Genomic DNA, 23,803 nt, shown 5'->3' with positions numbered 1-23,803 from the left:
ATATTTTGAGATAACAACAGCGCCGGTCCCGCAAGCGGGATAACAATTTTATTTGTAACGAAGGAATATGGTTTATGGCTACCAAGAAGAAGACAGACCAGGATCTCCAACTGGATAAAGATCAGCTCAAGGCGAGTATCGTGCGTCACCTGCGTTCTACCTTGGGAACAAGCGAACAGAAAGCCTCTCCCGAAGCGTGGTGGAAAGCCACTGCTGCGGCTGTCAATGAACAGGTGTACGAGCGCCTGACCCGCACTCAGCAGACTCATTTCAAGAAAGATACTCGTGCGATTCACTATCTCTCTGCTGAATTCCTGATGGGACGATTGACTTCCAACAACCTGCACAACCTCTCCCTCTACAAGACTTGCGAAGAGGCGCTGGGCGAACTCGGTCTGGAACTGACCGACCTGTGCGAACAAGAGCCGGACATGGCACTTGGCAACGGCGGCCTGGGTCGTCTGGCTGCCTGCTTTATCGACTCGCTGGCCACTCTGAACTATCCGGCGGTTGGTTACGGTATCCACTACGAACACGGTCTGTTCCGTCAGGAAATCCAGGATGGCCGCCAGATCGAGCGTCCGGACTCCTGGCGTGAATATGGCAACCCATGGGAGATCTGCCGCCCCGAGTCGGTGCAAGAAGTGCCGCTCTATGGCTACGTCGAGACCGTGTTTGGTGACAATGGCGGCCTGAAGAAGGTATGGCACGCCGGTCGCAAGATTAAAGGGGTGCCTTGGGATATTCCGGTGGTCGGTTTTGGCGGTCACACCGTCAACATCCTGCGTTTGTGGGAATCCCGCGCCTCCGAGTTTTTCGACTGGGACGTGTTCAACGCTGGTGGTTACATCGACTCCCAGGCTGAGAAAGCCCAGGCCGAGACCATCTCCAAGGTGCTGTATCCGAACGATGAGACCGATGCAGGTAAAGAGCTGCGTCTGATCCAGCAGTACTTCTTCTGTGCTTGCTCCATCAAGGACATCATGCGCCGCTACAAGCGGGTCCATGGCAGTGACTTCAGCAACTTTGCCGCGCAAATTGCCATTCAGCTTAACGATACTCACCCGACTGTCGCCATCCCGGAACTGATGCGGGTGCTGGTTGACGAGGAAGATCTGAACTGGGATGCCGCTTGGGCTATCTGCTATCAGGTCTTCTCTTATACCAACCACACTCTGCTGCCGGAAGCGCTGGAGAAGTGGTCAGTCAGCCTGTTCGAGAAAGTACTGCCTCGCCATCTGGAGGTGATTTACGAGATCAACGCCCGCTTCCTGAACGAGTGGGTGGAGCCCAAGTGGCCGGGCAACGATGCTATCAAAGCCAAGCTCTCCATCATCGAAGAGGGAGATGTGCGCAAGGTTCGCATGGGCAACCTGTGCGTGATCGGTTCGTCCAAAGTGAACGGTGTGGCCGAGATCCACTCCAAGCTGGTGAAGGAAGATCTCTTCCCCGAGTATGCCGAGCTGTGGCCGGAAAAAATGTGCAACGTGACCAACGGGGTGACCCCGCGTCGCTGGCTGCTGGCGTGCAACCCGGAACTGGCTGGCCTCTACAACGAAGTAGTGGGCAAGGAGTGGCCGCTGCAACTGGACAAACTGCGTGGCGTGGTGAAGTTTGCCGACGACAAGGCGTTCCAGCAGCAGTTCATGACCATCAAGCGTCACAACAAAGAGAAGCTGGTCAAGGTCATCAAAGACGAAACCGGTATCGATGTCAGTGCCGAGGCGATCTTTGACGTTCAGATCAAGCGTCTGCACGAGTACAAGCGCCAGCAGCTGAATCTTATTCACATCATGGCGCTCTATCGTCGCCTGCTGGCCAACCCGGACTATGACATGCATCCGCGCGTGTTTATCTTCGGCTCCAAAGCGGCGCCTGGTTACAAGCTGGCCAAAGACATCATCTATGCCATCAACAAGCTGGCGGATAGGGTCAATAACGATGCTCGTATCCAGGGCAAGCTGAAAGTGGTGTTCATGCCGAACTACCGCGTGAGTCTGGCCGAGAAGCTGATCCCGGCGGCAGATGTCTCCGAGCAGATCTCCACTGCAGGTTACGAAGCATCCGGTACCGGCAACATGAAGATGGCACTCAACGGTGCAATCACCATCGGGACGCTGGATGGGGCCAACATCGAGATCGCCGAAGAGGCGGGTGCCGAAAACTGTGCCATCTTCGGTCTGAACGTGGACGAAGTGAAGTCGCTGAAGGCGCGCGGTTACAACCCGTACGACTTCTATTATGCCAACTCCGAGCTCAAAGCCGTGCTGGACTGGTTTGATACCGACTACTTCACGCCTGGTCGTCCGGGTGAGCTGGCCTCCATCAAGCGCTCCTTGCTGGAAGGGGGAGACCCTTACCTGACCCTGGCGGACTTCCAGTCCTACTCGGATGCACACAAGCTGATCGATACCTGGTATCGGGATCCGGCACTGTGGGCGAAGAAGGCCATCATCAACTCGGCCACCATGGGCAAGTTCAACTCCGACCGCTCTATTCAGGACTATGTGGATCGGATCTGGGATCTGAAGGCCTGCAACATTGGCTAATCGGATTCATAAATGAGAAAACCCCCGCAATGCGGGGGTTTTTGTTTATTGGGGGGAGCTGGATCAGAGGATATCGCCAACGAAGTAGGCCAGCAGGGCGAGCAGCACGGTAAAGACCACGTTCAGAGCCATACCGGCTTTCATCATCTCCCTTTGGCGGATGTGGCCACTGGCAAAGACGATGGCATTGGGCGGCGTGGCGACCGGCAGCATAAAGGCACAGGAGGCACCGATAGCGATTAGCACAGACATCACCACAGGTGATACCCCCAGCGCCTCGGCGACACCGGCAAACAGGGGAACCAACAGCGCGGCGGTGGCGGTGTTGGAGACCAGCTCGGTCAGGAACACCACGAAGGCGGCCAGCATAAGCAATACGACAAAAATGTTGGCGTTGGAGAGCACGGCCGACAAATGGCTGGCCAGGAATGCGCTGGTACCAGTGGCCTTGAGAATGGCGCTCAGAGTCAAACCGCCGCCAAACAGCATCAGCACGCCCCAGTCGGTGTTCTGGTTGACGTCATCCCAGCTGGCGACACGGCTGACCACGATGGCTACGATGGCGCCCATGGCAATCAGGGTGTCGAGTTGCGGAATACCGCCAAAGGCGTTGGAGATGGGTTGTGAGCCGATCCAGAGCACAACAGTGGTCAGGAAGATTGCCAGCGTCACTTTCCGCTCGCGGGTCCAGTTGATGGTGACATCCTGGATCTCGACGCGGTGGCTGAGACGCGGGCGGGTTACCAGATAGAGCAGGGCAATGCCGCAGGGCATCAGGATCAGCACTACTGGAACACCGAATTTCATCCAGTCAGTGAAGCCAATCCCCATCTGGGCTGCTGCGATGGCGTTGGGTGGGCTACCCACCAGGGTACCGATGCCGCCGATACTGGCGCTGTAGGCGATCCCCAGCAATACGAAGACGAAGGTGGCGCGCTCTTTTTTGCTATCGAGGCGTGCCAGCATACCGATCGCCAGTGGCAGCATCATGGCGGTGGTAGCGGTGTTGCTGATCCACATCGACATGGCGGCTGTGATGGTAAAGAGCAGGATCACGCCCCAACCCAGATGACCATTGGCCAGGTGCATCACCTTGCCTGCCATCAGGGTATCCAGTCCCTGTTTGGAGAGGGCTGCCGCGAGGGCGAAACCGCCAAAAAAGAGGAACAGGATCGGGTTGGCAAAATCGGTGAGGGATTTGCTCATGTCAAACACCCCGAGCACGGTAGCCAGCAGGGGTACCAGCAGCGCGGTGATGGTGACGTGCAGTGCTTCGGTCAGCCAGAGGATGGCGATAAAGACCAGAATGCCCAGCCCCTTGTTGACCATGGGGTCAAACGGGAGCCTGGCGAGCATGGCACAAAGTAGCAAAACATCCAGGATGACGATCCCTGATTTGATGTCCAGCCAGCGAGATGGAGCAGAGGGTACAGCTGATGTGTGCATAATGTTCTCTCGGTTAATTTATGGTTGTTTTTGTGTTGCCGAGATTACATCCATTCACTTGTTTGAAACAGACTCACATGTTGAAAATCAGCCTCTACTCACATACTCATTGGTAAAAATGAGGAAATAAACACATAAATAAAACATGTGCGAAATATAAATCAAACATCCATGAACTGTTCCAGCCACTGCTTGAACATGTTCTTGGGCAAGGAGCCATTTATCTGGTTCACCAGTTTGCCCTGTTTGAAGACCATCAGGGTGGGGATGCTGCGAATGGCGTAACGGGCGGCAATGGTGCTCTGCTGCTCGGTATCGACTTTGACAAAGCGCATCCGTGGTTCGAGTTCATGGGCAACCTCATGAAATACCGGAGCAAACTGCTGTCAGGGGCCGCACCAGCTGGCCCAGAAATCGACCACGACCGGGATATCTGAGTTGATCAGGGTATCGAAGTTATCCGCATTCCCGAGGCAAGGGGTCTGGCTGAACAGGAGGGCTTTGCAGCGCCCGCATTTGGCAGATGTATCGATATGGGTAACGGGCAGGCGGTTCCTGGTAAAGCAGTGGCTACAATAAGTAGTGATAAATGACATAATTGGTTCCTTCTAAATCAGCTCTGGCTGGGGATATGATGAAAAGCCAGAATGAAGCAATCGCGAAACAATAGCGAAATATCAGAGCAATAACGGTAACACAGTGCCCAGCGGGAGTGGATAATTCCCCCAGGGTTCATTGCCTGACCGGATAATTCAGCGACCACCAGATGAGAGTCGAGACGGGATGAATAAAGGATCACGGAAAAACCGTGCTGTGCCAGGGCTGATTGTTGCCCTGCTGCTTGCCTTTTCGGGCTACTGCTGGCAGTCGCTCAGTCAGCAGCAAAAGGCCCACGACCTGAACGACGCGGCCGAGGTGGTGCTGAACCGGATGAACGCCGATACCGTCTATCTGCTTGGGCGGGAGCAGGCCAATGACAGCAATGTCCAGCAGCGCCTGAACCAGTTATCCATCACCCTTGACGGTTTTGTACGGGAAGTCAGAAGTGATCCCGAGCTGGTGCAAGACGATCTCTCCCAGGCACTGCTTGAGGACATGGACACCTATCTGATGGCGCTGGCCAGGCTTCATGCCATTGAGATGGCTATCGAGTACCTCAATGCGCCCCTGCAGGCCCAGATTAAAAAGGTGCGGGGGATAAGCCCGTCAGACAGTGCTCTCCATCGCGACCTGGAGGAGCTGGCGCAACTGAGCAACTATCTGCAGCGCAGTTGGGACAAACGTGAACAGACTACGCTGGACCAGCTGCAACAGCAGTTGCAATCCCGTTATGGCAACTTGCCGGAGATCGCTACCCTGATCCGCCTGAGCAAGGAGATGAGCCAGCAGGTGATTGCCTATCACACCTTGCGTTACCAGCTCATCGACATGCATGTGATCGAGAGTCTGGTGCGCTGGAAACTCGACAAGCTGGAGCGCGCCTCCTCTTTGATGAACCGCTTCTATCTGATGGTGCTGTGCGGGGCTTTGATCTGCTTTGCGCTGGTGGCCTTCACCCTGTGGCGCCGCAACCAGAAGCTGAGCGAGTTGTCGCGCCAGACCGGCTTGCTGGCCCAGGCCAAAAGCGATTTTCTGGCCAACATGAGCCATGAGATCCGCACCCCCATGAATGCCATCATAGGTTTTAGCTCGCTGGCACTGCAGACCGAACTGGATCAGCAACAGCGGGACTATCTGGGCAAGATCAAATCCTCATCCGATACCCTGCTGTTGCTGATCAACGACATCCTTGATTTGACCAAGGTGGAGTCAGGCAAGCTGACGTTGGAGGAGATCGACTTCGATCTCAGCGAGCAGCTCGATTCGCTGGCGGGCATGTTTGCCGATCTGGCGGAGCGCAAACACGTGGAAGTGGTTATTCGCAAGTCACCGGAGGTGCCGGTCTTCTTGCGTGGGGATCCCTTGCGACTGGGACAAGTGCTGGTCAATCTGGTGAACAACGCCATCAAGTTTACCGAACGCGGTGAAGTCGAAGTCTGCATCGAGCTGGCCAATCCTCACCCAATGCGGATCCGCTTCAGTGTTCGCGATACCGGCATCGGCATTGCCGAAGAGAAGCAGACCCAACTGTTTCAGGCGTTTACCCAGCTGGAGGCGGGCAATACCCGCAAATATGGCGGCTCGGGTCTTGGGCTCAACATCTCCCAGCGGCTGGTGGAGCTGATGGGGGGGCGGATCACCGTAGAGAGCAAGCCTGGCGTCGGCTCTCTGTTCAAGTTCGATATCCCGATGGCGCAGGCGGTCTACGGCGTGGCTGGACGGAAAGTCTTCTTCGAGAACCAGCCGTTGGTGATGGTGATGGATGACAACGAACTGGTGCTGGATCTGGCCCGGGACATTCTGACACGCGCGGGAGTGCGGGTGCTGCCGGTTAACTCCCTTTCCCGCGCCCGTCAGCTGCTCCGTGAAGAGGGACCGAATCTGCGGTTGGCGATCCTCGACTGGCGCATGGGTCAGGAGGATGGGCTCGATCTGGCGCTGGAGATGTATCAGCACAGCCAGTGGCGGCGGATCCCCATCCTGATGATCAGTGCCTGGGCCAGAGAGGGGCTACACGCTAGGATGGACAGCATGGGGCTGACCCATTTTCTGCCCAAACCGATGACCGAAAATGCCCTGCTGGCCAAGGTGGACGAGCTGCTTAACGGCAGCTCCTACGAACTCAACCTGCGCAAGGCCGAGGCACAGGGGGATCAGCAACACTTCAAATCCCTGTTGCAGGGTACCCGAGTGCTGTTGGCGGAAGATAACCGGGTCAATCAGCAGCTCATCATCGAGTATCTGCGGCGCGTCGATGCGGTGGTGTGTGTGGTCAGCAATGGTCGGGAGGCGGTGGAGCGGGTCGCCGAGCAGCCTTTTGACGTGATCCTGATGGATTTGCAGATGCCGGTGCTGGACGGACTCGATGCCACCCGCCAGATCCGCAAGATGGTCGACAAACACGATGTGCCCATCATTGCCCTCACCGCCAGTGCCATGCCCGGTGACAAGGAGCGCTGCCTGGGGGTGGGGATGAATGGCTATGTCACCAAGCCGGTGAGCAAGCTGGATCTCTACAACAACCTGCTGCAGTGGGTAAAGCCGCAAGGGGTGGAGCAGGCGGGGATCATGGAGGTTAAACCGCCGGATATGATCGGGATCCTCGATCTGCAGGATGCACTCAAGCGGCTGGAGCAGGACAAGGAGGCGTTGCAGATCCTGTTCAAGCTGTTCATGTCGGAGCACAAGGACGATCTGTGGGAGATCCGCTCCGCCCTGCGCCGTCAGCAGCCCGAGGTGGCCAGCAAGCTGCTGCACACCCTCAAGGGGGTGTCTGCCAATATCTCGGCGGCCCGTCTGCAATTGGTGGCTGGCGAGCTGGAGTGGCGCTTGCGGCAAAACGAGGTGCTAAGCGAGACGGATCTGGAGCAGTTGCAACAGGTCTTTAGCCAGACCCGGGAAGAGGTGTCACACTTCCTGTTGACCGGTGAGCAGCATGAAAATTCGTATAATCCCTATTCATCAGGGGATGAGCGCATGTCACAGTGAATTAAATAGTAATTATTCTCAACCATCCCGGTTCGGGATATGATGAGCTTTCGTTCGAATCGCCTCCAGCCGGAGGCGATTGTTTTCATTCTTCTATTTCTGCGTGGCTTCTCTGATGGCCGCTCCTTGGAGCGGTCACGGGCAGAGAGCGCTAAAGGTTGGTGGTGTGAGCGTATTTCTACGATTGAGCTGGTTTTTCAAGGAGCAGTGGCCCCGTTATCTGGCTGCCATCTCCCTGCTGCTGATGGTGGCCCTGTTGACCGTTATTCCGCCCAAAGTGGTGGGCTGGGTGGTGGATGGCATCACCAAGGGCGGTCTCGACATTGGCACCCTGATGCGCTATCTGGCGGGGCTGTTTGGTCTGGGTGTGCTGATTTATCTGCTGCGCTACGTCTGGCGGGTGATGCTGTTCGGTGCCTCTTACCGTCTGGCCTATGTGTTGCGCAATCGCCTGTTCAGTCATTTCACCCGGATGAGCCCCGATTTTTATCAGCGCCACCGTACTGGCGATTTGATGGCCCATGCCACCAATGACATTCAGGCTGTGGAGATGACCGCTGGCGAAGGGGTGCTGACTCTGGTGGACTCCATCATGGTCGGGGTATTGGTGCTCTCCATCATGTGCAGCCAGTACTCCTGGCAGTTGACGCTGGCCTCCTTGCTGCCGCTGCCGGTGATGGCCTATTTCATGAACCGCTTCGGCACCCAGATCTACACCCAGTTCAAGGCGGCGCAAGGGGCCTTCTCCAGGCTCAACAACAAGACCCAGGAGGCCCTTTCCGGCGTGCGGGTGTTGAAATCCTATGCGGTTGAATCGCTGGAAGATGAAGGCTTTGCCGAGCTGACCAAACAGGCGGGGGAGCGCAATATGGCGGTGGCCCGCATCGATGCCAAGTTCGATCCGGTCATCTATCTCTGTATCGGTTGCTCCTACTTCCTCGCGGTGGCGGGGGGCAGTGTGCTGGTGCTGCGCGATGAGCTGACTCTGGGTGAGCTCACCAGCTTCACCATGTACCTCGGCCAGCTGATCTGGCCGATGTTTGCCATCGCCTGGCTGTTCAACATCATCGAGCGGGGCAGCGCCGCCTACTCCCGTATCGAAAGCCTGCTGGGGGAGCTCAGCGATATCGAAGAGCCCGCCCAGCCGGCCGCGTTTACCTCTGCCTTTCCTTTGCAGATCAAAGGGGTGAGCTATCAACTTGAGCAGCGCACCCTGCTTGCGGATATCGACGTTACCCTCAAGCAAGGGGGGATGCTCGGGGTGGTGGGGCGCACCGGGGCAGGCAAGAGCTCCCTGCTCAAGCTGTTGATGCGCCTTGCCAATCCGACTCACGGTTCGATTGTCATGGGTGGCGTTCCGATTGACCAGCTGCCGCTCGCCACACTGCGCAGCCAGTTTGCCTATGTGCCGCAGGAGCCATTCCTGTTTTCCACCACTATCGCCGCCAATATCGCCCTGGGCAAACCCGATGCGAGCCGCGAGGAGGTCGAACGGGTGGCACGCATTGCCTGTGTCCACGATGATATCGTGCGTTTCCCCAAGGGTTATGAGACCGAGGTCGGGGAGAAAGGGGTGACCCTCTCCGGCGGCCAGAAACAGCGGCTGGCCATTGCCCGCGCCCTGCTGCTGGATGCACCCATTCTGGTGCTCGATGATGCGCTCTCGGCGGTGGATGCCCACACCGAGCAGCAAATTCTGCATTCCCTCAAGGCCCATCGTCGCACCCTGATCCTGGTCAGCCATCGCATGACGGCGGTGGAGCAGGCCGACGAGATCCTGGTGCTGGAGCAGGGGGCCGTCAGCGAGCGGGGTCATCACGGTGCCCTGATGGCGCACAATGGTTGGTATGCAGATATGGTGCGTTATCAGCGACTTGAAGAAGCGGTGGAGGAGAGCCTGTGAATCCGACCATTAAACGACTGCTCGCCTACTGCGCCCGCTATCCTCGCTGGCTGATCCAGGCGGGGATTTGCCTGCTGCTTGCCACCGGCGCCGAAGTGGCCGGGCCGCTGCTGATCAAGCTTTTTATCGATGACTATCTGGCGCCACGCAATATCGTGCTGCCCACCATTGCTTTGATTGCAGCGGGCTATCTGGGTTTGCAGGTGCTCTCGGCGGCGGGTTTCTATTTGCAATCCTTGCGCTTTAACCGTATCGCTCAGGCGGTGGTGCAAACCCTTCGCGAGCAGGTATTTGCCACCGCCATTCGCTTGCCGGCCCGCTACTTTGACAAGCATCGCTCCGGCTCGCTGATTTCCCGCATCACCAACGACACCGAGGCGATCATGAACCTCTATGTGCAGGTGATCGGCTTACTGGTGCAAAAGGTGGTGCTGTTGTGCGGCATCCTCATCTCCATGGCGCTGCTGGATCTGCGGCTGATGCTGGTCTGCTCCCTGTTGCTGCCCGCAGTGGGGGGGGTGATGTGGCTCTACCAGAAACTGAGCGTGCCGGTGGTGCGAGCGACCCGCAGTCTGCTCTCCGACATCAACAGCCGCCTCAACGAGTCGCTGCAGGGGATGCCGGTGATCCAGGCGATGGTGCAGGAGCGCCACTTTGCCAACGCCTTTGCCGAGGTGAACCAGCAACACTGGTCGGCACGGATCAAGAGCCTCAAGATCAACGGCATTTTGCTGCGTCCGCTCATCGATCTCTTCTACATGATGGTGCTGATCGGCCTGTTGGCGCTGTTTGCCCATGAGGGGGGGAGCCACGCGGGTGCCATTCAGGTGGGGGTGCTCTACGCCTTTATCAGCTATCTTGGGCGGATGATCGAGCCGCTCATCGAGATGACCAACCAGCTCAACCAGCTGCAGCAGGCGATGGTGGCTGGGGAGCGGGTCTTTGCCCTGCTCGATGAAACCCGCGAGAGCACCGACGGCGAGCTGCGCCCGCTGGAAGGAAGGGTCAGTTTCGAGCGGGTGAGCTTCTCCTACGATGGCGAACAGCAGGTGCTGCGCGACATAAGCTTTACCGCCAAACCGGGCCAGATGCTGGCGCTGGTGGGGCATACCGGCAGCGGCAAGTCCACCATCATCAGCCTGTTGATGGGCTTCTATCCGCTGGATCAAGGACAGATCCGCTTCGATGATCACGCACTGGATACCCTGTCGCTGGCGGCGGTGCGCCGCAGCATCGGGCTGGTGCAGCAAGATCCCTTTATCTTCGTCGGCACTTTGGCGGAGAACCTGCGTCTCGGCCGCGCCGGCATAGATGACGCGCGGCTCTGGCTGGCGCTGAGCGAGGTGCAGCTGGCCGAGTTTGTGCGCAGCCTGCCACAGGGGATCAACACCCTGATGGAGGAGGGGGGCAAGAATCTCTCCGCCGGTCAGCGGCAACTGCTCTCCTTTGCCCGGGCGCTGGTGGGGGATCCGCGCATCCTCATTCTGGATGAAGCGACGGCCAGCGTAGACTCCCAGACCGAGCTGGCGCTGTCGCAGGCGATCTCTGCTGCCCGTCGTGGCCGCACCACCATCGCCATCGCCCACCGCCTCTCGACCATCGTCGATGCGGACGAGATCCTGCTGCTCTCCCGCGGTCAGGTGAACGAGCGGGGTACCCATGGTGAGTTGATGGCCCTCGGCGGTCACTATGCCCAGCTGTTCGAGATGCAGAGTCAGGGGGCCTGGCTGGAAGAGAAGCGCGCCTGATCGACACATTTGCTGTAACGGCGACATGAACGAAAAGAGGGAACCGGTGCGGTTCCCTCTGTTTTTTTGCGTTGGGCAAAGGTCGTAACCGTGATCCCTGTGCTTGTCGAATGGCGCAGATGCAGGCAACATGTTGTTTACATTAACTCATCGGATCAGTTCGCATATGGATTTGCAACGCTTCAAAGCCAATCTGGCGCTTCGGCTGTTTGCCTGGCGCTATATTCCCGTCATCGGGTTTTGTGCCCCGATCATCGAAGAGATGAACGCCAAAGCGCTGCGCATTCGCATTCCTCTTGGCTGGCGTACCCGCAACCACCTGGGCAGCATGTATTTTGGCGCGCTGGCGACCGGCGCCGATCTGGTAGGTGGTCTACTGGTGATGGAGAAGGGGCGGCAGCGGCGCAAGAAGGTGCACTTCGCCTTCAAGGATGTGCAGGGGGAGTTTTTGAAACGACCGGAGGGGGATGTGCAGTTCGACTGCGCAGCGGGGGAGGAGATTGACGCCATGATCGACGAGTCGCTGGCAAGCGGTCAGCGCATTAATCGCCCCATCCGGGTGGTGGCCACCTGCCCGTCATTGAACGGGGATGAGGCGATGGCGCGTTTTGTGCTGACCCTGTCGATCAAGGCCAGCTAGCGGGTTGCCGGAGAGTGGCTCCCCGAAACGGGTTTAGCCAATCTCCGGGCTGACACCCTCTTTCACCACGACCTTCATGCCGTTGAAGTTGACCACCTGTTCGGCCACGATCTTGCAGCGCTTGCGGGTCTCGACCTGACCGTCCACCTCGACCAGCCCTTCGGCAACGAGGGCTTTGGCGGCGCCGCCACAATCGGCCCATCCCTGATGTTTGATAAGATCACACAAGGCAACGAAGGGGTGACCTTCGAGCAGAAACGTTTCCATGGGAAATCCTCTAGATGGATGAATGCCGGATACAGCAGGGCGACTATTTTAGGCAGTTCGCTCAAGCAAAGAAAGGAAGAGGGGCCACTCGCTGCGAAAAAGTGGCTGATTGTCCTTGAGGTGGCGCTTTCGCAAGACCTGATGGAGAGGTGAGAGGGCCACCCGTGACGTATCGTGACGCACCTCGTCCCTGCTGGTGTGCCCACACTCTCCCCTGACTGTTAGGATCGGGCCACTTTCAATGGCCCAAGGAACTTTCCATGACACTCTCCCGCCTGCTGCTGGCATGCAGCGCCCTTACTCTGTGCGGTGTCGCGCAGGCCAGTACTCCGGTGCAGGTCTCGCTGCCCGGGGTCAATTTGCCCGCGTCCCATCAGGTGGAAGGGGCGCGCGCCTCGCTGCTCTACGGTCGGACCGGTCAGGTGAAGGGCATTGATCTGCCGATCTTCGCCCTCTCCGATGTGGATCAGTTCAGCGGTCTGCAGCTCGGGATTTTCCTCGGTGCTGGTCGGGTGCGTCACCAGTTTGGCGGGGTCGCTATCAGCGCCATCAACTGGCACGAAGGGCAGGATACCGGCGTCAATCTGGGGCTGGTCAACCTGACCAACAATGTACAGGGGCTTAACTGGGGGGCGGTCAATATCGCCAAGGGCAATGCGCTGGCCAACGTCGGCTTCGTCAATTATGCCGAGCGTACCACCTTCCAGATTGGCTTTATCAATGCGACCAAGCACCTCGATGGCTTGCAGATCGGGCTGGCCAACTATGCCGCCAACGGCGTGTTCCCCATTCTGCCACTGGTGAACTTCCAGAAATCGTTCTGACCAAGGCAGTTCGCTTTGCGTTAAGGGCCTCTGCTGATTACCCTGTGCCTCTTGCAACTTGTGATAGGCGAACAGAGGTAATCGATGACGGCAGGGCAAATGAGTGCAATCGGGATCGGCTGGGATGTGCGTGGCTGGCAGGGCAGTGCCCAGGCGGTGGCCGTGGTGGGCTGGCAGGCCGAATCCAACCGCCTGCACTGGCTCGGGGTGTCGCCGCTGTTTCGTCTGAGCTCGCGGGTGGCGCCAGATCTGGCCGCTCTGCTGCGTCCCGCCCTGCAAAACGAGCTGACCCTGATGCAGGTAGAAGCCTGCCCGCAACTGGCGCTCGGTATCGATGCGCCGCTCGCCTTTCCCCGCGCCTTGCGGGATCTGCTCAACGGCCAGCCACACAGCTGCGCCGTGCCCGAGCGGGAGATAGACAACCCCTACGCCTATCGCGACTGCGAGCGCTGGCTGTATCAGCAGTACGGCAAAAAGCCGCTGTCGGCCACCTTCGACCGGCTCGGCAACAACGCCACCCTGGCGCTCTCCATGCTGCCGCAGCTCTCTGATCTGCAACTGGTGCCGACAGTTGCCCCGAAGGCCAGTCGTGCCGTGCTGGAGGTCTATCCGGCATTGGCCAAAGTGGGCGGCAAGGCCTCCCCGGCACGGCCCGAGCTGGCGGCGCAGCTGCCTGCGGATGTGCTGGTCGGCACCGATCGCTATGATGCGGCGCTCTGCGCCCTGATGGCGCTGCAATATGCCGCTGGTGGCAAGGTGACGGTATTGCCTGAGCTGATTTCGCCACCCAGTGACATGCCGTGTGATGAGGGATGGGTCTATCACTTTGCCCGTCATGGCGTTGAGCACAACGGCATGTGATGGACGGTGACGCGGCGGATCATGGCGCCGCTCATCCTGTCGACGCGGGCCAAATGGCGCAAAAAACCTGTCTTTAGTCAGGAAATTGCCTGTTCATCCCGCGCCAAGGTGGCGCATCGTTATCTTCATCCGATATATTGCCCACCTTGCTGATCCTTTGCTGTGGTATTCCCGATGAAATCCGTTCTCTCTATTCAGTCCCACGTGGTCTTTGGTTGTGCCGGCAACAGCGCGGCCGTCTTCCCCATGCGTCGCCTCGGCATGGATGTATGGCCCATCAACACGGTGCAGTTTTCCAACCACACCCAATATGCCCAGGGGTGGCAGGGAATGGCGATGCCGGCGGGTCATATCAGTGCGCTGGTGAAAGGATTGGGCAATATCGAGGTGTTGAGCCAGTGTGATGCCGTGCTGAGCGGTTACCTTGGCTCCGCCGAACAGGGAGACGAGATCCTGACTGTGGTCAACGCCGTCAAGGCGGCCAACCCCGATGCCATCTACTTCTGCGACCCTGTGATGGGTCATCCGGAGAAGGGGTGTATCGTCGCTCCTGGCGTCACCCGTTTCCTGACCGAGCAGGCGTTGCCGGTGGCCGACATGATGGCCCCCAACCTGCTGGAGCTGGAGACCCTCTGTGATACCCATCTGGCAGATCTGGATCAGACCCGCGCGGCTGCCCATCAGCTGCTGGCCCGCGGCGTCAAGCTGGTGCTGGTCAAGCATCTCGGTCGTGCGGCGCAGGACTCCAGCCGCTTCGAGATGCTGCTGGCCACCCCGCAAGGGGATTACTTGATTGCCCGTCCGCTTTATGACTTTGCCCGCCAGCCGGTGGGGGTTGGCGATCTTATCAGCGCCCTGATGCTGGCCAACTTGCTGGCCGGTCACGATGCGGTCAGCGCGTTCGAGCGCACCAACGCCTCGGTGGATGCGGTGCTGCAGGAGACCTGGCGCCAGCAGGCTTACGAGCTGCAACTCATTGCCGCGCAAGATGCCTTCGCCCTGCCAGAGGTTGCAGTGCGAGCGGTGAAACTGCCCTGATACTGCGCTGACTTTCGTCTATCCCGACAAGGGATGGGATGCAAACGAAAAAGGCTTGCCAATGGGCAAGCCTTTTTACTGTTTGCCTATTTAGTGCGGCAAGCAATCAGATGCGGGGATGGCGGAGGCGATAACGCTCAGCCATGGCATTGGCCGCTACCATGGCGGCGTAGACATCCTGTTCACTCACTGTCATCGGCATGTTGCCCATGGTATCGAGGGGATCGCAGGCCAGCTGCGCCACCTTGCGCCACTCGCTTTCATCAAAGTGGGTGAGCCCCAGCTCTTGCAGCGTCATGGGCAGACCTGCACAGTCGATGATGCGAAACACCGCATCAAGTTCGTGTTGCGGGGCGCGCTCAAGCACGAGTTGGGTCAGCAGGCCGAAGACTACCTTCTCGCCATGCTGGGCACGATGGAGCTCCGCGATCAGTGACATGCCGTTGTTGATTGCATGAGCGGCGGCCAGTCCACCGGCTTCGGCGCCGACCCCGCTGAGGTAGATGGTGGCCTCGATAACCTGCTCCAGCGCCGGGGTCGAGACATGGTGGCGTATCGCATCCATGGCCAGCTCGATGTTCTCACCAAGCAGCTCGTAACAGAGCTTTGCCAGACCAAGGCCAGTGCGTGAAGGGCGCTTGCCGACCAGATTGAGCCCGTCCGCCCGATAGCAGGCGCGCGCCTCGAAATAGGTGGCCAGGGCATCGCCAACGCCTGCGGAAAAGAAGCGGGGAGGGGCGGCGGCAATGATGGCCGTGTCAGCCAGCACCACGTCCGGATTTTGCGGCAGGAAGAGATAGCGCTCAAATTCCCCCGCCTGGTTGTAGATCACCGCCAGTGCCGTGCAGGGGGCATCTGTGGAGGCAATCGTCGGAAACAGCACAACCGGACGGCGCAGATAGAAGGCCACGGCCTTGGCGACATCCAGCGTCTTGCCGCCGCCGATCCCGACAATCACGTTCGCACCATATTGCTCTGCAAGGTGGGTCAGGCGGTGGATCTCCTGTTCGGTGCATTCGTAGCGAAACTTGTCGACCACTCCCCTGAGGCCTGCCTGCAGGAGCCCCGCCAAAGCTTCTTCCCGTACCCGCTCCAGAATGAACTCATCGCTGATGAGCAACGCATAGTCACCAAAATCTTTAACGTGCTCATGGAGTTGCGGGAGAAGGTGTTGACCGATGATGAACTTTTTGGGGGAGGTAACTGTACGGGGCAAAGTGGGCATCCATTATTCCTCAAGGCAGTGAACAACATAGATTTGATTATCAAATGGGTCTCTTACGATACGCCTGATGAGGCAATAGATGAAGAAGAAAAGGGGGGCGTTTTAATCATTAATTAATCTTTCTGTTTGTTTGTTTGTTTGTTTGTTTGTTTGGTTGGTTGTATTTTGGGGCGAGCAATTGGCGGTGTTGAGGCATACAGGCGCAATGGCCGTATCGTGGCAATCCGTCGCAAGCCATACTGCTGCAACAAACAGTCACGCTGGCAACAAGCAGGGCCGCTTGGTGCGGCCCTGCTGTATTTGGATAAGGGATAGGGGATAGTCAGAGCGGTTTGTAGAAGATGACGGTTGCAGCAAGAGTGTCATCGGCGTTGCGTGCAAAGCTGGGGATCTGGCCCGCCTCCAGATAGCCGAGTTGACGATAAAGGTGGGAGGCCACATCACCGGCGCGAGTATCCAGCACCAGCAGCGAACGGCCCGCGGCATGGGCGCCTTGTTCCATTGACAGCATCAGCGCACGACCGACACCTTTACCTCTCGCCGTTTGCAGTACCATCAGTTTTTCCACTTCGGCCCGGTGGCGACCGTTGGCCTTGCCACAGAGCGCGAGCTGAATCGCTCCCACGAGCTGTTGTTGCTCAAGGGCAAGCCACAGCTTTCGGTGACCTGCCGCCAGATCCGCTTCAACTCCTTGCCAGTAGTGGGCAGATTCCTCCGTGGTCAGCGGCGGTAAAAAACCGACCGAGGCGCCTCTATCGACACAATCTTGCAGCAGGTTGATGAGCGCACTTTGGTAGGTTACTGCGCTCTTAACTTCCACAATGTTCATCTGACATCCTTGTCGTTGCGCTGTTATGTGGCTGATTGCCACCGTTGGTTCATATGAGGTAGGCACTTATGCTCGCCGCGAGTACGGCTTGTCAGCGGATCAGCTCCTGCTCAACCAGCCAGGTAAACAGCAAGCGGGAGACGGGGGAGAGCTCATCGAGGTGAGAGCTGTCGAGCCAGCGCAGCTCGGCAATTTCTGCCGAGGCGATCGGGGGGCCGCTCGCTTCGCCGGTGTAGCAGCGCAGTCTCACCTCGACACCTGCCGGTTTGCCATCGGCCTGAGCGTTGAATTCGCAGGCAAAGCGCAGGGTGTCGGGTTGCAGGGTGACAGCCAGCTCCTCCTCAATCTCGCGGATCAGCGCCGCCTCGTCGCTCTCGCCCGGTTCCCGCTTGCCGCCCGGGATGTAATAGATGTCCTTGCCGTGGGAGCGGGCGCAGAGCAGTTGCTGATCTTTAAAGGTGAGCCAGGCGAGTTTGTCGATCATCCGTTTTCTCTCCAATGGGGTTGCCGTGATGAGCAGTGGCGCATTCAAGCGCACAGTTGTTTTGCATGCCGGCAGCCTAACAAAGATGAAGTTGAGTCCCAAGGAGAAAGAGGGGAGATGCCGGAAACGCACTGTTTCCAGCGCGGTCACCGCGTAGCTGAATGAGTGCGCAATGGCTGGTTCACCACAGCCTTCTCGTCCCTAAAAAAGCGGACTGGCGCACATCACGACAGGGCCGGACTGGGCGAAGGCGGGGTCCTTGTGGTTTAATCTTGCCACTTTAGCGGTAGTAGGCGACGAGCCTGCTACCTTGCGTTGGCAAGATGCAGGTGAGCAAGATGCAGATAGCAGCAGAGAGCAAGTTTATCGGACTCGGGGTCGCGGGCAATTTCGCCGGTCATCTGGAGCAGGCGGGTGAAGCGTCGGACTTCGTAGCGGTCGTGGTGCGCGATACCACGGCGCCCAAGGCGCTGTTCCCCTTCTTCGTGCCGGGCCATCCGGGTCAGCTCGGGGTATTCCCGTTGAGCGACAAGGCGATCTTCCTGCCGGAAGCGGCGGTCAGTGGGGACGAGAAGGTGCAGATCGAGCCGGAAGTAGCCCTCTGGTGCGAGCTGGAGTATGCCGACAAGCAGGTGGTGGCGATCCATCCCCGCGCCTTTGGCGCCTATAACGACTGCTCCATCCGTCGTCCCAACGCCAAGAAGATCAGCGAGAAGAAGAACTGGGGCGAAGAGAGCAAGGGGCTGGCGGACAAGCTGCTGCCGCTTTCCGGTTTTGCCGCCGGTTGCGAGCTCGATGACTATCGTATCGCCTGCTATCTGGAGCGCGATGGCGAGCTGCACGCCTACGGGGTAGACAGCGCCGCCATCGACTACAGCTACTTCCACGGCAAGCTGCTCGACTGGGCCATCGACAAGTTCAACCATCAGCAGGATGAGGGGCCGGCGGAGCACATTCAGGGGCTGCTGGCGCAGGCGGGACATCCTCCCCATGCGCTCATCAGTATCGGCGCCACCCGCTATACCCCGTTTGGCGAGACCCACTTCCTCAAACCGGGCGACACTTCCTGCGTGGTGGTCTACCCGGGCAGCCGTTATAGCGAAGCGGATATCCGCGAGGCGATCCGCAGCCGCAACTTTGGCGCTGATATGTCCGTGCTGCTGCAGGCGGTGCAGGCGCGCTAATCACCGTTGCCAGCGGGAAGATGTCTCTTCCCGCTGGTTATCATATCGAGTTATTTCATGACGATTGTTCCGGTATCCCGGGCCGATTATCCGGCCCTGATCGACCTGTGGGAGGCCTCTGTTCGGGCGACCCACCACTTCCTGCCCGAGGCCGAGATCCTCGCGCTTAAACCGCTTATTCTGGAGCACTACTTCGATGCGGTGACACTGCGCAGTGCCCGCACAGAAGAGGGGCACATTACGGGTTTTAGCGGAGTGTACGAGGGCAAGCTGGAGATGCTGTTTGTGGCTCCCGAGGCGCGCGGTAGTGGCGTGGGGCGTTTGCTGGTGGCCCATGCCATCACGCAGGGCGGCGCGACGCAGGTTGACGTCAACGAGCAGAACGAACAGGCGGTGGGCTTCTATCTGAAGATGGGATTCACCGTGACGGGTCGTTCGCCGCTGGATGGTCAGGGCAAGCCCTATCCGCTGCTGCATATGGCGCTGGCGCCGACCTGATCGTGCCTGATGAGGCGCAGTACCCATAAACCAACGGGGGATGGCATCAGCCATCCCCCGTTTTTTTGATCGTGTTTGTTACTTGCTGGCGACCTTGTTCACTACCTTGATCAGCTGATAGCGCAGGGAGGGGGCATCGGCCGGCACATCGGTGAGCTGCTCTTTGCTGACTGTGAGCTGATACCGGTAGCCCGGCTCGAATTGGAAGCCTTCAATATTCTGGTAGAACAGCGTCCAGGGCTGCTGCTCATCACTGCGAACCTGCATGCACTGCATTGGGCCAACTCCGACGCAATCGACCAGCTGGCTGTTGATATAGAGGGTCTCCCCCTGTGACGGGGCGGGGGCGCTCTGGCAGGCGGTCAGCAGCAAGGCTGCGCTGATAAACAGTGGTTTCATAATGGACTCCTTAACGCGAAAGGGGGCATTAGAGCGGCAAACAAAAAGGCGGTCAATGACCGCCTTTGTAACAAACCATATCAGCGCAGTGGTTAGCGCTGCTCGAGTGGAGTGAACTCGCGCAGCGGGTGGCCCACGTAGAGCTGGCGTGGGCGACCAATCTTGCTGTCCGGGTCTGAGTGGAACTCGTTCCAGTGCGCAATCCAGCCGATAGTGCGGGAGATGGCGAAGATCACGGTGAACATGCTCATCGGGATGCCGATCGCCTTCATGATGATGCCGGAGTAGAAGTCCACGTTCGGGTAGAGTTTCTTCTCGACGAAGTAGGGGTCGGAGAGCGCAATGCGCTCCAGCTCCATGGCCACGTCCAGCAGTGGATCCTTGATCTGCAGCTCGGTCAGTACTTCGTGGCAGGTTTCGCGCATCACTGTGGCACGAGGGTCGTGGTTCTTGTAGACACGGTGACCAAAGCCCATCAGACGGAACGGATCATTCTTGTCCTTGGCCTTGGCGATGTACTCGGGGATGCGATCCACCGAGCCGATCTCTTCCAGCATGCGCAGGCAGGCTTCGTTGGCACCACCGTGGGCCGGTCCCCACAGGGAGGCGATCCCCGCGGCGATACAGGCGAACGGGTTGGCACCGGAGGATCCAGCCAGACGAACGGTGGAAGTGGAGGCGTTCTGCTCGTGATCCGCATGGAGGGTAAAGATACGATCCATGGCGCGTTCAACGATGGGGTTGACCTTGTACTCTTCGGTCGGCACGCCAAACATCATGTGCAGGAAGTTACCGGCATAGGAGAGGGCGTTACGCGGCTGCATGAACGGCTGGCCGATGGAGTACTTGTAACACATAGCGGCCAGAGTCGGCATCTTGGAGAGCAGACGGAAGGCACAGATCTCGCGATGCTGCTCGTTATTGATGTCGAGGGCATCGTGATAGAAGGCGGAGAGGGCGCTGACTACACCGCACATGATGGCCATGGGGTGGGAGTCGCGACGGAAGCCGCGGAAGAAGAAGGCGATCTGCTCGTGCACCATGGTGTGGCGGGTGACCAGGCGTTCGAATTCGGCATATTGGGCCTTGGTCGGCGCTTCGCCGTACAACAGGATATAGCAGACTTCCAGATAGGTGGCCTGGGTGGCCAACTGGGCGATGGGGTAACCACGGTGCAGCAAGACACCCTGATCCCCGTCAATGTAGGTAATGGCAGATTTGCAAGAACCGGTGGCCATAAAACCGGGGTCAAAGGTGAAATACCCCTGTGATCCCAATTTTCTGACATCGATGACATCCGGGCCGATGGTGCCGGAGAGGATCGGCAGTTCGACCGGATCTTTTCCGGGCAGGTGTAGGGTGGCTATCTTATCAGCCATAGCACGTCTCCTTTGCTCTTTATAATTTGGTTCCAGTCCTACTCTATTACGACTTTTATGACGCTGGCAAAGGTTGTTACCCATACCGAAGTGGCTGGAGCGCCTTATTTGAAACAGAGTTCCTTATCAATGTCAATTTTGCTGGAACCCCATTAATGGCATTAATGAAATGTTAAATTAAATATGCGATCGAGTTTGCGGTTTTGTGTTTTCTTTGTAGCTAATTGATTGTCTTCGGTTAAGGCCGCCGATATACTGCGCCACGTGGGTCATGGCTGCGGGTGTTTGAAACGCTTTGGCAAAGCCTGATGTGAAACCGAAAACTCGCGTTTTGGCTTTTTCAGAGTGTTTTGGTAACAAAAAGCCAACAATCACCATTCCGTGCCCTCAAGTGTGAGTTAAAACAATAACTAACGTGCTCAATGGAGCTGAGTGGGCAAGCGTGAAAAACAAACAGAGACCGGTCAACCTCGACCTACAGACGATCAGCTTTCCTGTCACTGCCATTGCATCCATCCTGCACCGTGTTTCAGGGGTCATTACCTTTGTTGCACTGGGCATCTTGCTGTGGATGCTTGGTACTTCACTCGCCTCTCCCGAAGGGTTTGAAACCGTGGTTGCCATCATGGACAACTTCCTGGTCAAACTCGTGCTGTGGGGGATCCTGACTGCGCTGGCATACCACATTGTGGGCGGCTTGCGTCATCTGGTCATGGATATGGGCTATTGGGAAGAGCTGGAATCCGGCAATCAGAGCGCCCGCGTGGCCTTCGTGATCACCGCGATCCTGGCTGTATTGGCGGGAGTGCTTGTATGGTAACCAATTCTGCAACCTTCGGGCGCAGCGGCGTTCATGATTACATCCTGATCCGCGCCACCGCCCTCATCATGACCTGTTATGTCCTCTATCTGGTGGGCTTTGTCGCGTTCAACGACATCACCTACGAGGTGTGGGCAGGCTTCTTCGCCAAAACATTCACCAAAGTATTCACCCTGTTGACCCTGCTCTGCGTACTGATCCACGCCTGGATTGGTCTGTGGCAGGTGCTGACTGACTATATCAAGCCGGTAGGGCTGCGCGGGGCGCTGCAATTTGCCCTGGTCGTGGTGCTGTTTGTCTATCTGATGACGGGTTTCGTCGTGCTGTGGGGTGTGTAAGGTGACTATTCCAACTCGTGAATTTGATGCGGTGGTGATTGGTGCCGGTGGTGCCGGTATGCGCGCCGCGCTGCAGATTGCCCAGTCCGGCAAGAGCTGCGCTCTGTTGTCCAAGGTTTTTCCAACCCGTTCTCACACTGTTTCCGCTCAGGGCGGGATCACGGTTGCGCTGGGCAATGCCCATGATGACAACTGGCAGTGGCATATGTATGACACGGTAAAAGGTTCCGATTACATCGGTGATCAGGAAGCCATCGAGTACATGTGCAAAACCGGCCCCGAGGCTATCTATGAGCTGGAGAACATGGGCTTGCCCTTCTCCCGTTTCGACAACGGGTCTGTCTACCAGCGTCCGTTTGGTGGTCAGTCCAAGAATTTCGGTGGCGAGCAGGCTGCTCGTACCGCAGCGGCCGCCGACCGTACCGGTCACGCCCTGCTGCACACCCTTTACCAACAAAACGTCAAGAACAAGACCACCGTCTTCTCCGAGTGGTATGCGCTGGATCTGGTGAAAAACCAGGATGGCCATGTGGTGGGTTGTACCGCCATCGACATGGAGAGCGGTGAAGTGGTCTACTTCAAGGCCAAGGCCACCGTGCTGGCGACTGGCGGTGCCGGTCGTATCTACCAGTCCACCACCAACGCCCACATCAATACAGGTGACGGTGTCGGTATGGCGCTGCGCGCTGGCGTCGGCGTGCAGGACATGGAGATGTGGCAGTTTCACCCGACCGGCATCGCCGGGGCAGGGGTGCTGGTAACTGAAGGCTGCCGTGGTGAAGGCGGCTATCTGCTCAATAAAGATGGCGAGCGCTTCATGGAGCGTTACGCCCCGAACGCCAAGGACTTGGCCGGTCGCGACGTGGTGGCCCGCTCCATCATGATCGAGATCCGTGAAGGCCGTGGCTGCGATGGTCCCTGGGGCCCGCACATCAAGCTTAAACTGGATCACCTCGGCAAAGAGGTGCTGGAATCCCGTCTGCCGGGCATCTGTGAACTCTCCCGCACCTTCGCCCACGTGGATCCGGTCAAAGAGCCGATCCCGATCATCCCGACCTGCCACTACATGATGGGCGGCGTGCCGACCAACGTGAATGGCCAGTGTCTGACTCAGGACAAGAACGGCAACGATGTACCGGTGGTCGGTCTGTTTGCGGTGGGCGAGATTGCCTGCGTCTCCGTACACGGTGCCAACCGTCTGGGTGGCAACTCCCTGCTGGATCTGGTGGTCTTCGGGCGCGCTGCCGGCATGCATCTGGTCAACACCCTGGGCGAGATGGAGCACGGTCGTGATGCTTCCGAGTCGGATCTGGATGCCGCACTGGCCCGCTTCAACCGCTGGGAAAATTGCCGTGACGGTGAAGACCCGGTGCAGATCCGCAAAGACCTGCAGCGCTGCATGCAGAACAACTTCTCCGTATTCCGCGAAGGTGCGGCGATGGCAGAGGGGCTGGCCGAGCTCAAGGTTATCCGCGAGCGCCTCAAGTCAGCCCGTCTGGATGACACCTCCAAAGAGTTCAACACCCAGCGCATCGAGTGCCTGGAGCTGGACAACCTGATGGAGACGGCGTTTGCCACGGCGGTTGCCGCCAACTTCCGTACCGAGAGTCGCGGTGCTCACTGCCGTTTCGACTTCCCGGATCGCGACGATGAGAACTGGCTGTGCCACAGCCTCTATCATCCGGACACCGAGTCCATGACCCGTCGCGCTGTCAACATGTCACCCAAGACCCGTGAGGCGTTCCCGCCCAAGGTTCGGACTTACTGATTGCGGAGCCAGCCC

General features: G+C 58.3%; 20 protein-coding genes and 1 pseudogene. 13 read left to right on the top strand and 8 right to left on the bottom strand.

The genetic code is table 11. The features are described from left to right. Positions 1–74 precede the first annotated feature (74 nt). Entirely contained in the window at positions 75–2,549 is a 2,475-nt protein-coding gene (locus I6L34_RS01215) for a glycogen/starch/alpha-glucan phosphorylase (protein WP_019446118.1), read from the top strand. A 63-nt stretch (positions 2,550–2,612) separates the two neighbouring features. Here the strand turns inward: I6L34_RS01215 and I6L34_RS01210 are convergent, their stop codons facing one another. Next, positions 2,613–3,995 (bottom strand): DASS family sodium-coupled anion symporter, encoded by a 1,383-nt coding sequence (locus I6L34_RS01210; RefSeq protein WP_216955390.1) that lies wholly within the window; start codon positions 3,993–3,995, stop codon positions 2,613–2,615. Between the two features lie 161 nt (positions 3,996–4,156). Then, a pseudogene (gene trxC / locus I6L34_RS01205) lies at positions 4,157–4,591 on the bottom strand (thioredoxin TrxC). A gap of 187 nt (positions 4,592–4,778) precedes the next feature. Between trxC and I6L34_RS01200 the strand changes: the two are divergent. The 4 genes from I6L34_RS01200 (at position 4,779) to I6L34_RS01185 (ending at position 11,874) form a co-directional block, all read left to right on the top strand. After that, positions 4,779–7,583, top strand: a complete 2,805-nt coding sequence (locus I6L34_RS01200) for a response regulator (protein WP_216955387.1) — start codon at positions 4,779–4,781, stop codon at positions 7,581–7,583. A gap of 166 nt (positions 7,584–7,749) precedes the next feature. Further along, a complete protein-coding gene (locus tag I6L34_RS01195) occupies positions 7,750–9,486 on the top strand; it encodes an ABC transporter transmembrane domain-containing protein (RefSeq protein WP_216955385.1) in 1,737 nt (578 codons plus the stop codon). Then, on the top strand, positions 9,483–11,234 hold the full coding sequence (locus I6L34_RS01190; protein WP_216955383.1) for an ABC transporter transmembrane domain-containing protein: 1,752 nt from the start codon (positions 9,483–9,485) through the stop codon (positions 11,232–11,234). Before I6L34_RS01195 ends, I6L34_RS01190 begins: the two co-directional genes overlap by 4 nt. 166 nt (positions 11,235–11,400) lie before the next feature. Further along, entirely contained in the window at positions 11,401–11,874 is a 474-nt protein-coding gene (locus I6L34_RS01185; protein WP_005352552.1) for a DUF4442 domain-containing protein, read from the top strand. Between the two features lie 33 nt (positions 11,875–11,907). On the opposite strand, the gene ybcJ is transcribed toward I6L34_RS01185, so the two are convergent. Further along, positions 11,908–12,141 carry a ribosome-associated protein YbcJ gene (gene ybcJ / locus I6L34_RS01180; RefSeq protein WP_005361116.1) on the bottom strand — a complete coding sequence of 78 codons (234 nt, stop codon included), beginning with the start codon at positions 12,139–12,141 and terminating at the stop codon, positions 11,908–11,910. Positions 12,142–12,401: 260 nt separating this feature from the next. Between ybcJ and I6L34_RS01175 the strand changes: the two genes are divergently transcribed. The 3 genes from I6L34_RS01175 to pdxY all read left to right on the top strand — a co-directional run bounded on the left by I6L34_RS01175 (position 12,402) and on the right by pdxY (position 14,864). Continuing rightward, entirely contained in the window at positions 12,402–12,965 is a 564-nt protein-coding gene (locus tag I6L34_RS01175; protein ID WP_216955381.1) for a phaC PHA synthase, read from the top strand. A gap of 84 nt (positions 12,966–13,049) precedes the next feature. Continuing rightward, positions 13,050–13,826, top strand: coding sequence for a DUF429 domain-containing protein (locus tag I6L34_RS01170; protein WP_216955379.1), 777 nt, complete (start codon positions 13,050–13,052; stop codon positions 13,824–13,826). 174 nt (positions 13,827–14,000) lie between these two features. After that, a complete protein-coding gene (gene pdxY, locus I6L34_RS01165; RefSeq protein ID WP_019446110.1) occupies positions 14,001–14,864 on the top strand; it encodes a pyridoxal kinase PdxY in 864 nt (287 codons plus the stop codon). Between the two features lie 106 nt (positions 14,865–14,970). On the opposite strand, the gene I6L34_RS01160 is transcribed toward pdxY, so the two are convergent. From I6L34_RS01160 to I6L34_RS01150, 3 genes are all read right to left on the bottom strand, one after another. Beyond that, positions 14,971–16,089 (bottom strand): glycerol dehydrogenase, encoded by a 1,119-nt coding sequence (locus I6L34_RS01160; RefSeq protein ID WP_216955378.1) that lies wholly within the window; start codon positions 16,087–16,089, stop codon positions 14,971–14,973. A gap of 322 nt (positions 16,090–16,411) precedes the next feature. Next, positions 16,412–16,918, bottom strand: coding sequence for a GNAT family N-acetyltransferase (locus I6L34_RS01155; RefSeq protein WP_216955376.1), 507 nt, complete (start codon positions 16,916–16,918; stop codon positions 16,412–16,414). A gap of 91 nt (positions 16,919–17,009) precedes the next feature. Next, complete coding sequence (locus I6L34_RS01150; protein ID WP_216955375.1) at positions 17,010–17,402, bottom strand: NUDIX domain-containing protein; 393 nt, start codon at positions 17,400–17,402, stop codon at positions 17,010–17,012. A gap of 338 nt (positions 17,403–17,740) precedes the next feature. On the opposite strand from I6L34_RS01150, the gene I6L34_RS01145 reads away from it, so the two are divergent. Together I6L34_RS01145 and I6L34_RS01140 are read left to right on the top strand one after the other, a co-directional pair. Continuing rightward, positions 17,741–18,586 carry a DUF5718 family protein gene (locus I6L34_RS01145; protein ID WP_103251154.1) on the top strand — a complete coding sequence of 282 codons (846 nt, stop codon included), beginning with the start codon at positions 17,741–17,743 and terminating at the stop codon, positions 18,584–18,586. Between the two features lie 57 nt (positions 18,587–18,643). Then, the gene (locus tag I6L34_RS01140; protein ID WP_064335901.1) at positions 18,644–19,084 is read left to right on the top strand and encodes an acetyltransferase; all 441 of its coding nucleotides are present in this window, start codon (positions 18,644–18,646) and stop codon (positions 19,082–19,084) included. 78 nt (positions 19,085–19,162) lie between these two features. On the opposite strand, the gene I6L34_RS01135 is transcribed toward I6L34_RS01140, so the two are convergent. After that, the gene (locus I6L34_RS01135) at positions 19,163–19,483 is read right to left on the bottom strand and encodes a DUF4377 domain-containing protein (RefSeq protein ID WP_088868807.1); all 321 of its coding nucleotides are present in this window, start codon (positions 19,481–19,483) and stop codon (positions 19,163–19,165) included. Positions 19,484–19,575: 92 nt separating this feature from the next. Next, a complete protein-coding gene (locus tag I6L34_RS01130) occupies positions 19,576–20,862 on the bottom strand; it encodes a citrate synthase (RefSeq protein ID WP_005333572.1) in 1,287 nt (428 codons plus the stop codon). A gap of 442 nt (positions 20,863–21,304) precedes the next feature. Here I6L34_RS01130 and sdhC point away from each other — a divergent pair, with 442 nt between their 5' ends. Genes sdhC through sdhA form a run of 3 tightly spaced genes read left to right on the top strand, consistent with a single transcriptional unit; the run spans position 21,305 to position 23,788 of the window. Beyond that, positions 21,305–21,682 (top strand): succinate dehydrogenase cytochrome b556 subunit, encoded by a 378-nt coding sequence (gene sdhC, locus I6L34_RS01125; protein WP_005333571.1) that lies wholly within the window; start codon positions 21,305–21,307, stop codon positions 21,680–21,682. Beyond that, a complete protein-coding gene (gene sdhD, locus I6L34_RS01120; RefSeq protein ID WP_005333558.1) occupies positions 21,676–22,020 on the top strand; it encodes a succinate dehydrogenase, hydrophobic membrane anchor protein in 345 nt (114 codons plus the stop codon). The genes sdhC and sdhD overlap by 7 nt, the downstream gene beginning before the upstream one ends. Before the next feature lies 1 nt (position 22,021). Beyond that, positions 22,022–23,788 (top strand): succinate dehydrogenase flavoprotein subunit, encoded by a 1,767-nt coding sequence (gene sdhA, locus I6L34_RS01115; RefSeq protein ID WP_013723668.1) that lies wholly within the window; start codon positions 22,022–22,024, stop codon positions 23,786–23,788. The last annotated feature ends 15 nt before the right edge of the window (positions 23,789–23,803 follow it).

It is taken from the genome of Aeromonas sp. FDAARGOS 1404, assembly GCF_019047085.1.
GTDB lineage: Bacteria > Pseudomonadota > Gammaproteobacteria > Enterobacterales > Aeromonadaceae > Aeromonas > Aeromonas veronii.
Note: the sequence above shows the minus strand (reverse complement) of the source record. Positions and strands in the feature narration are given on the sequence as shown.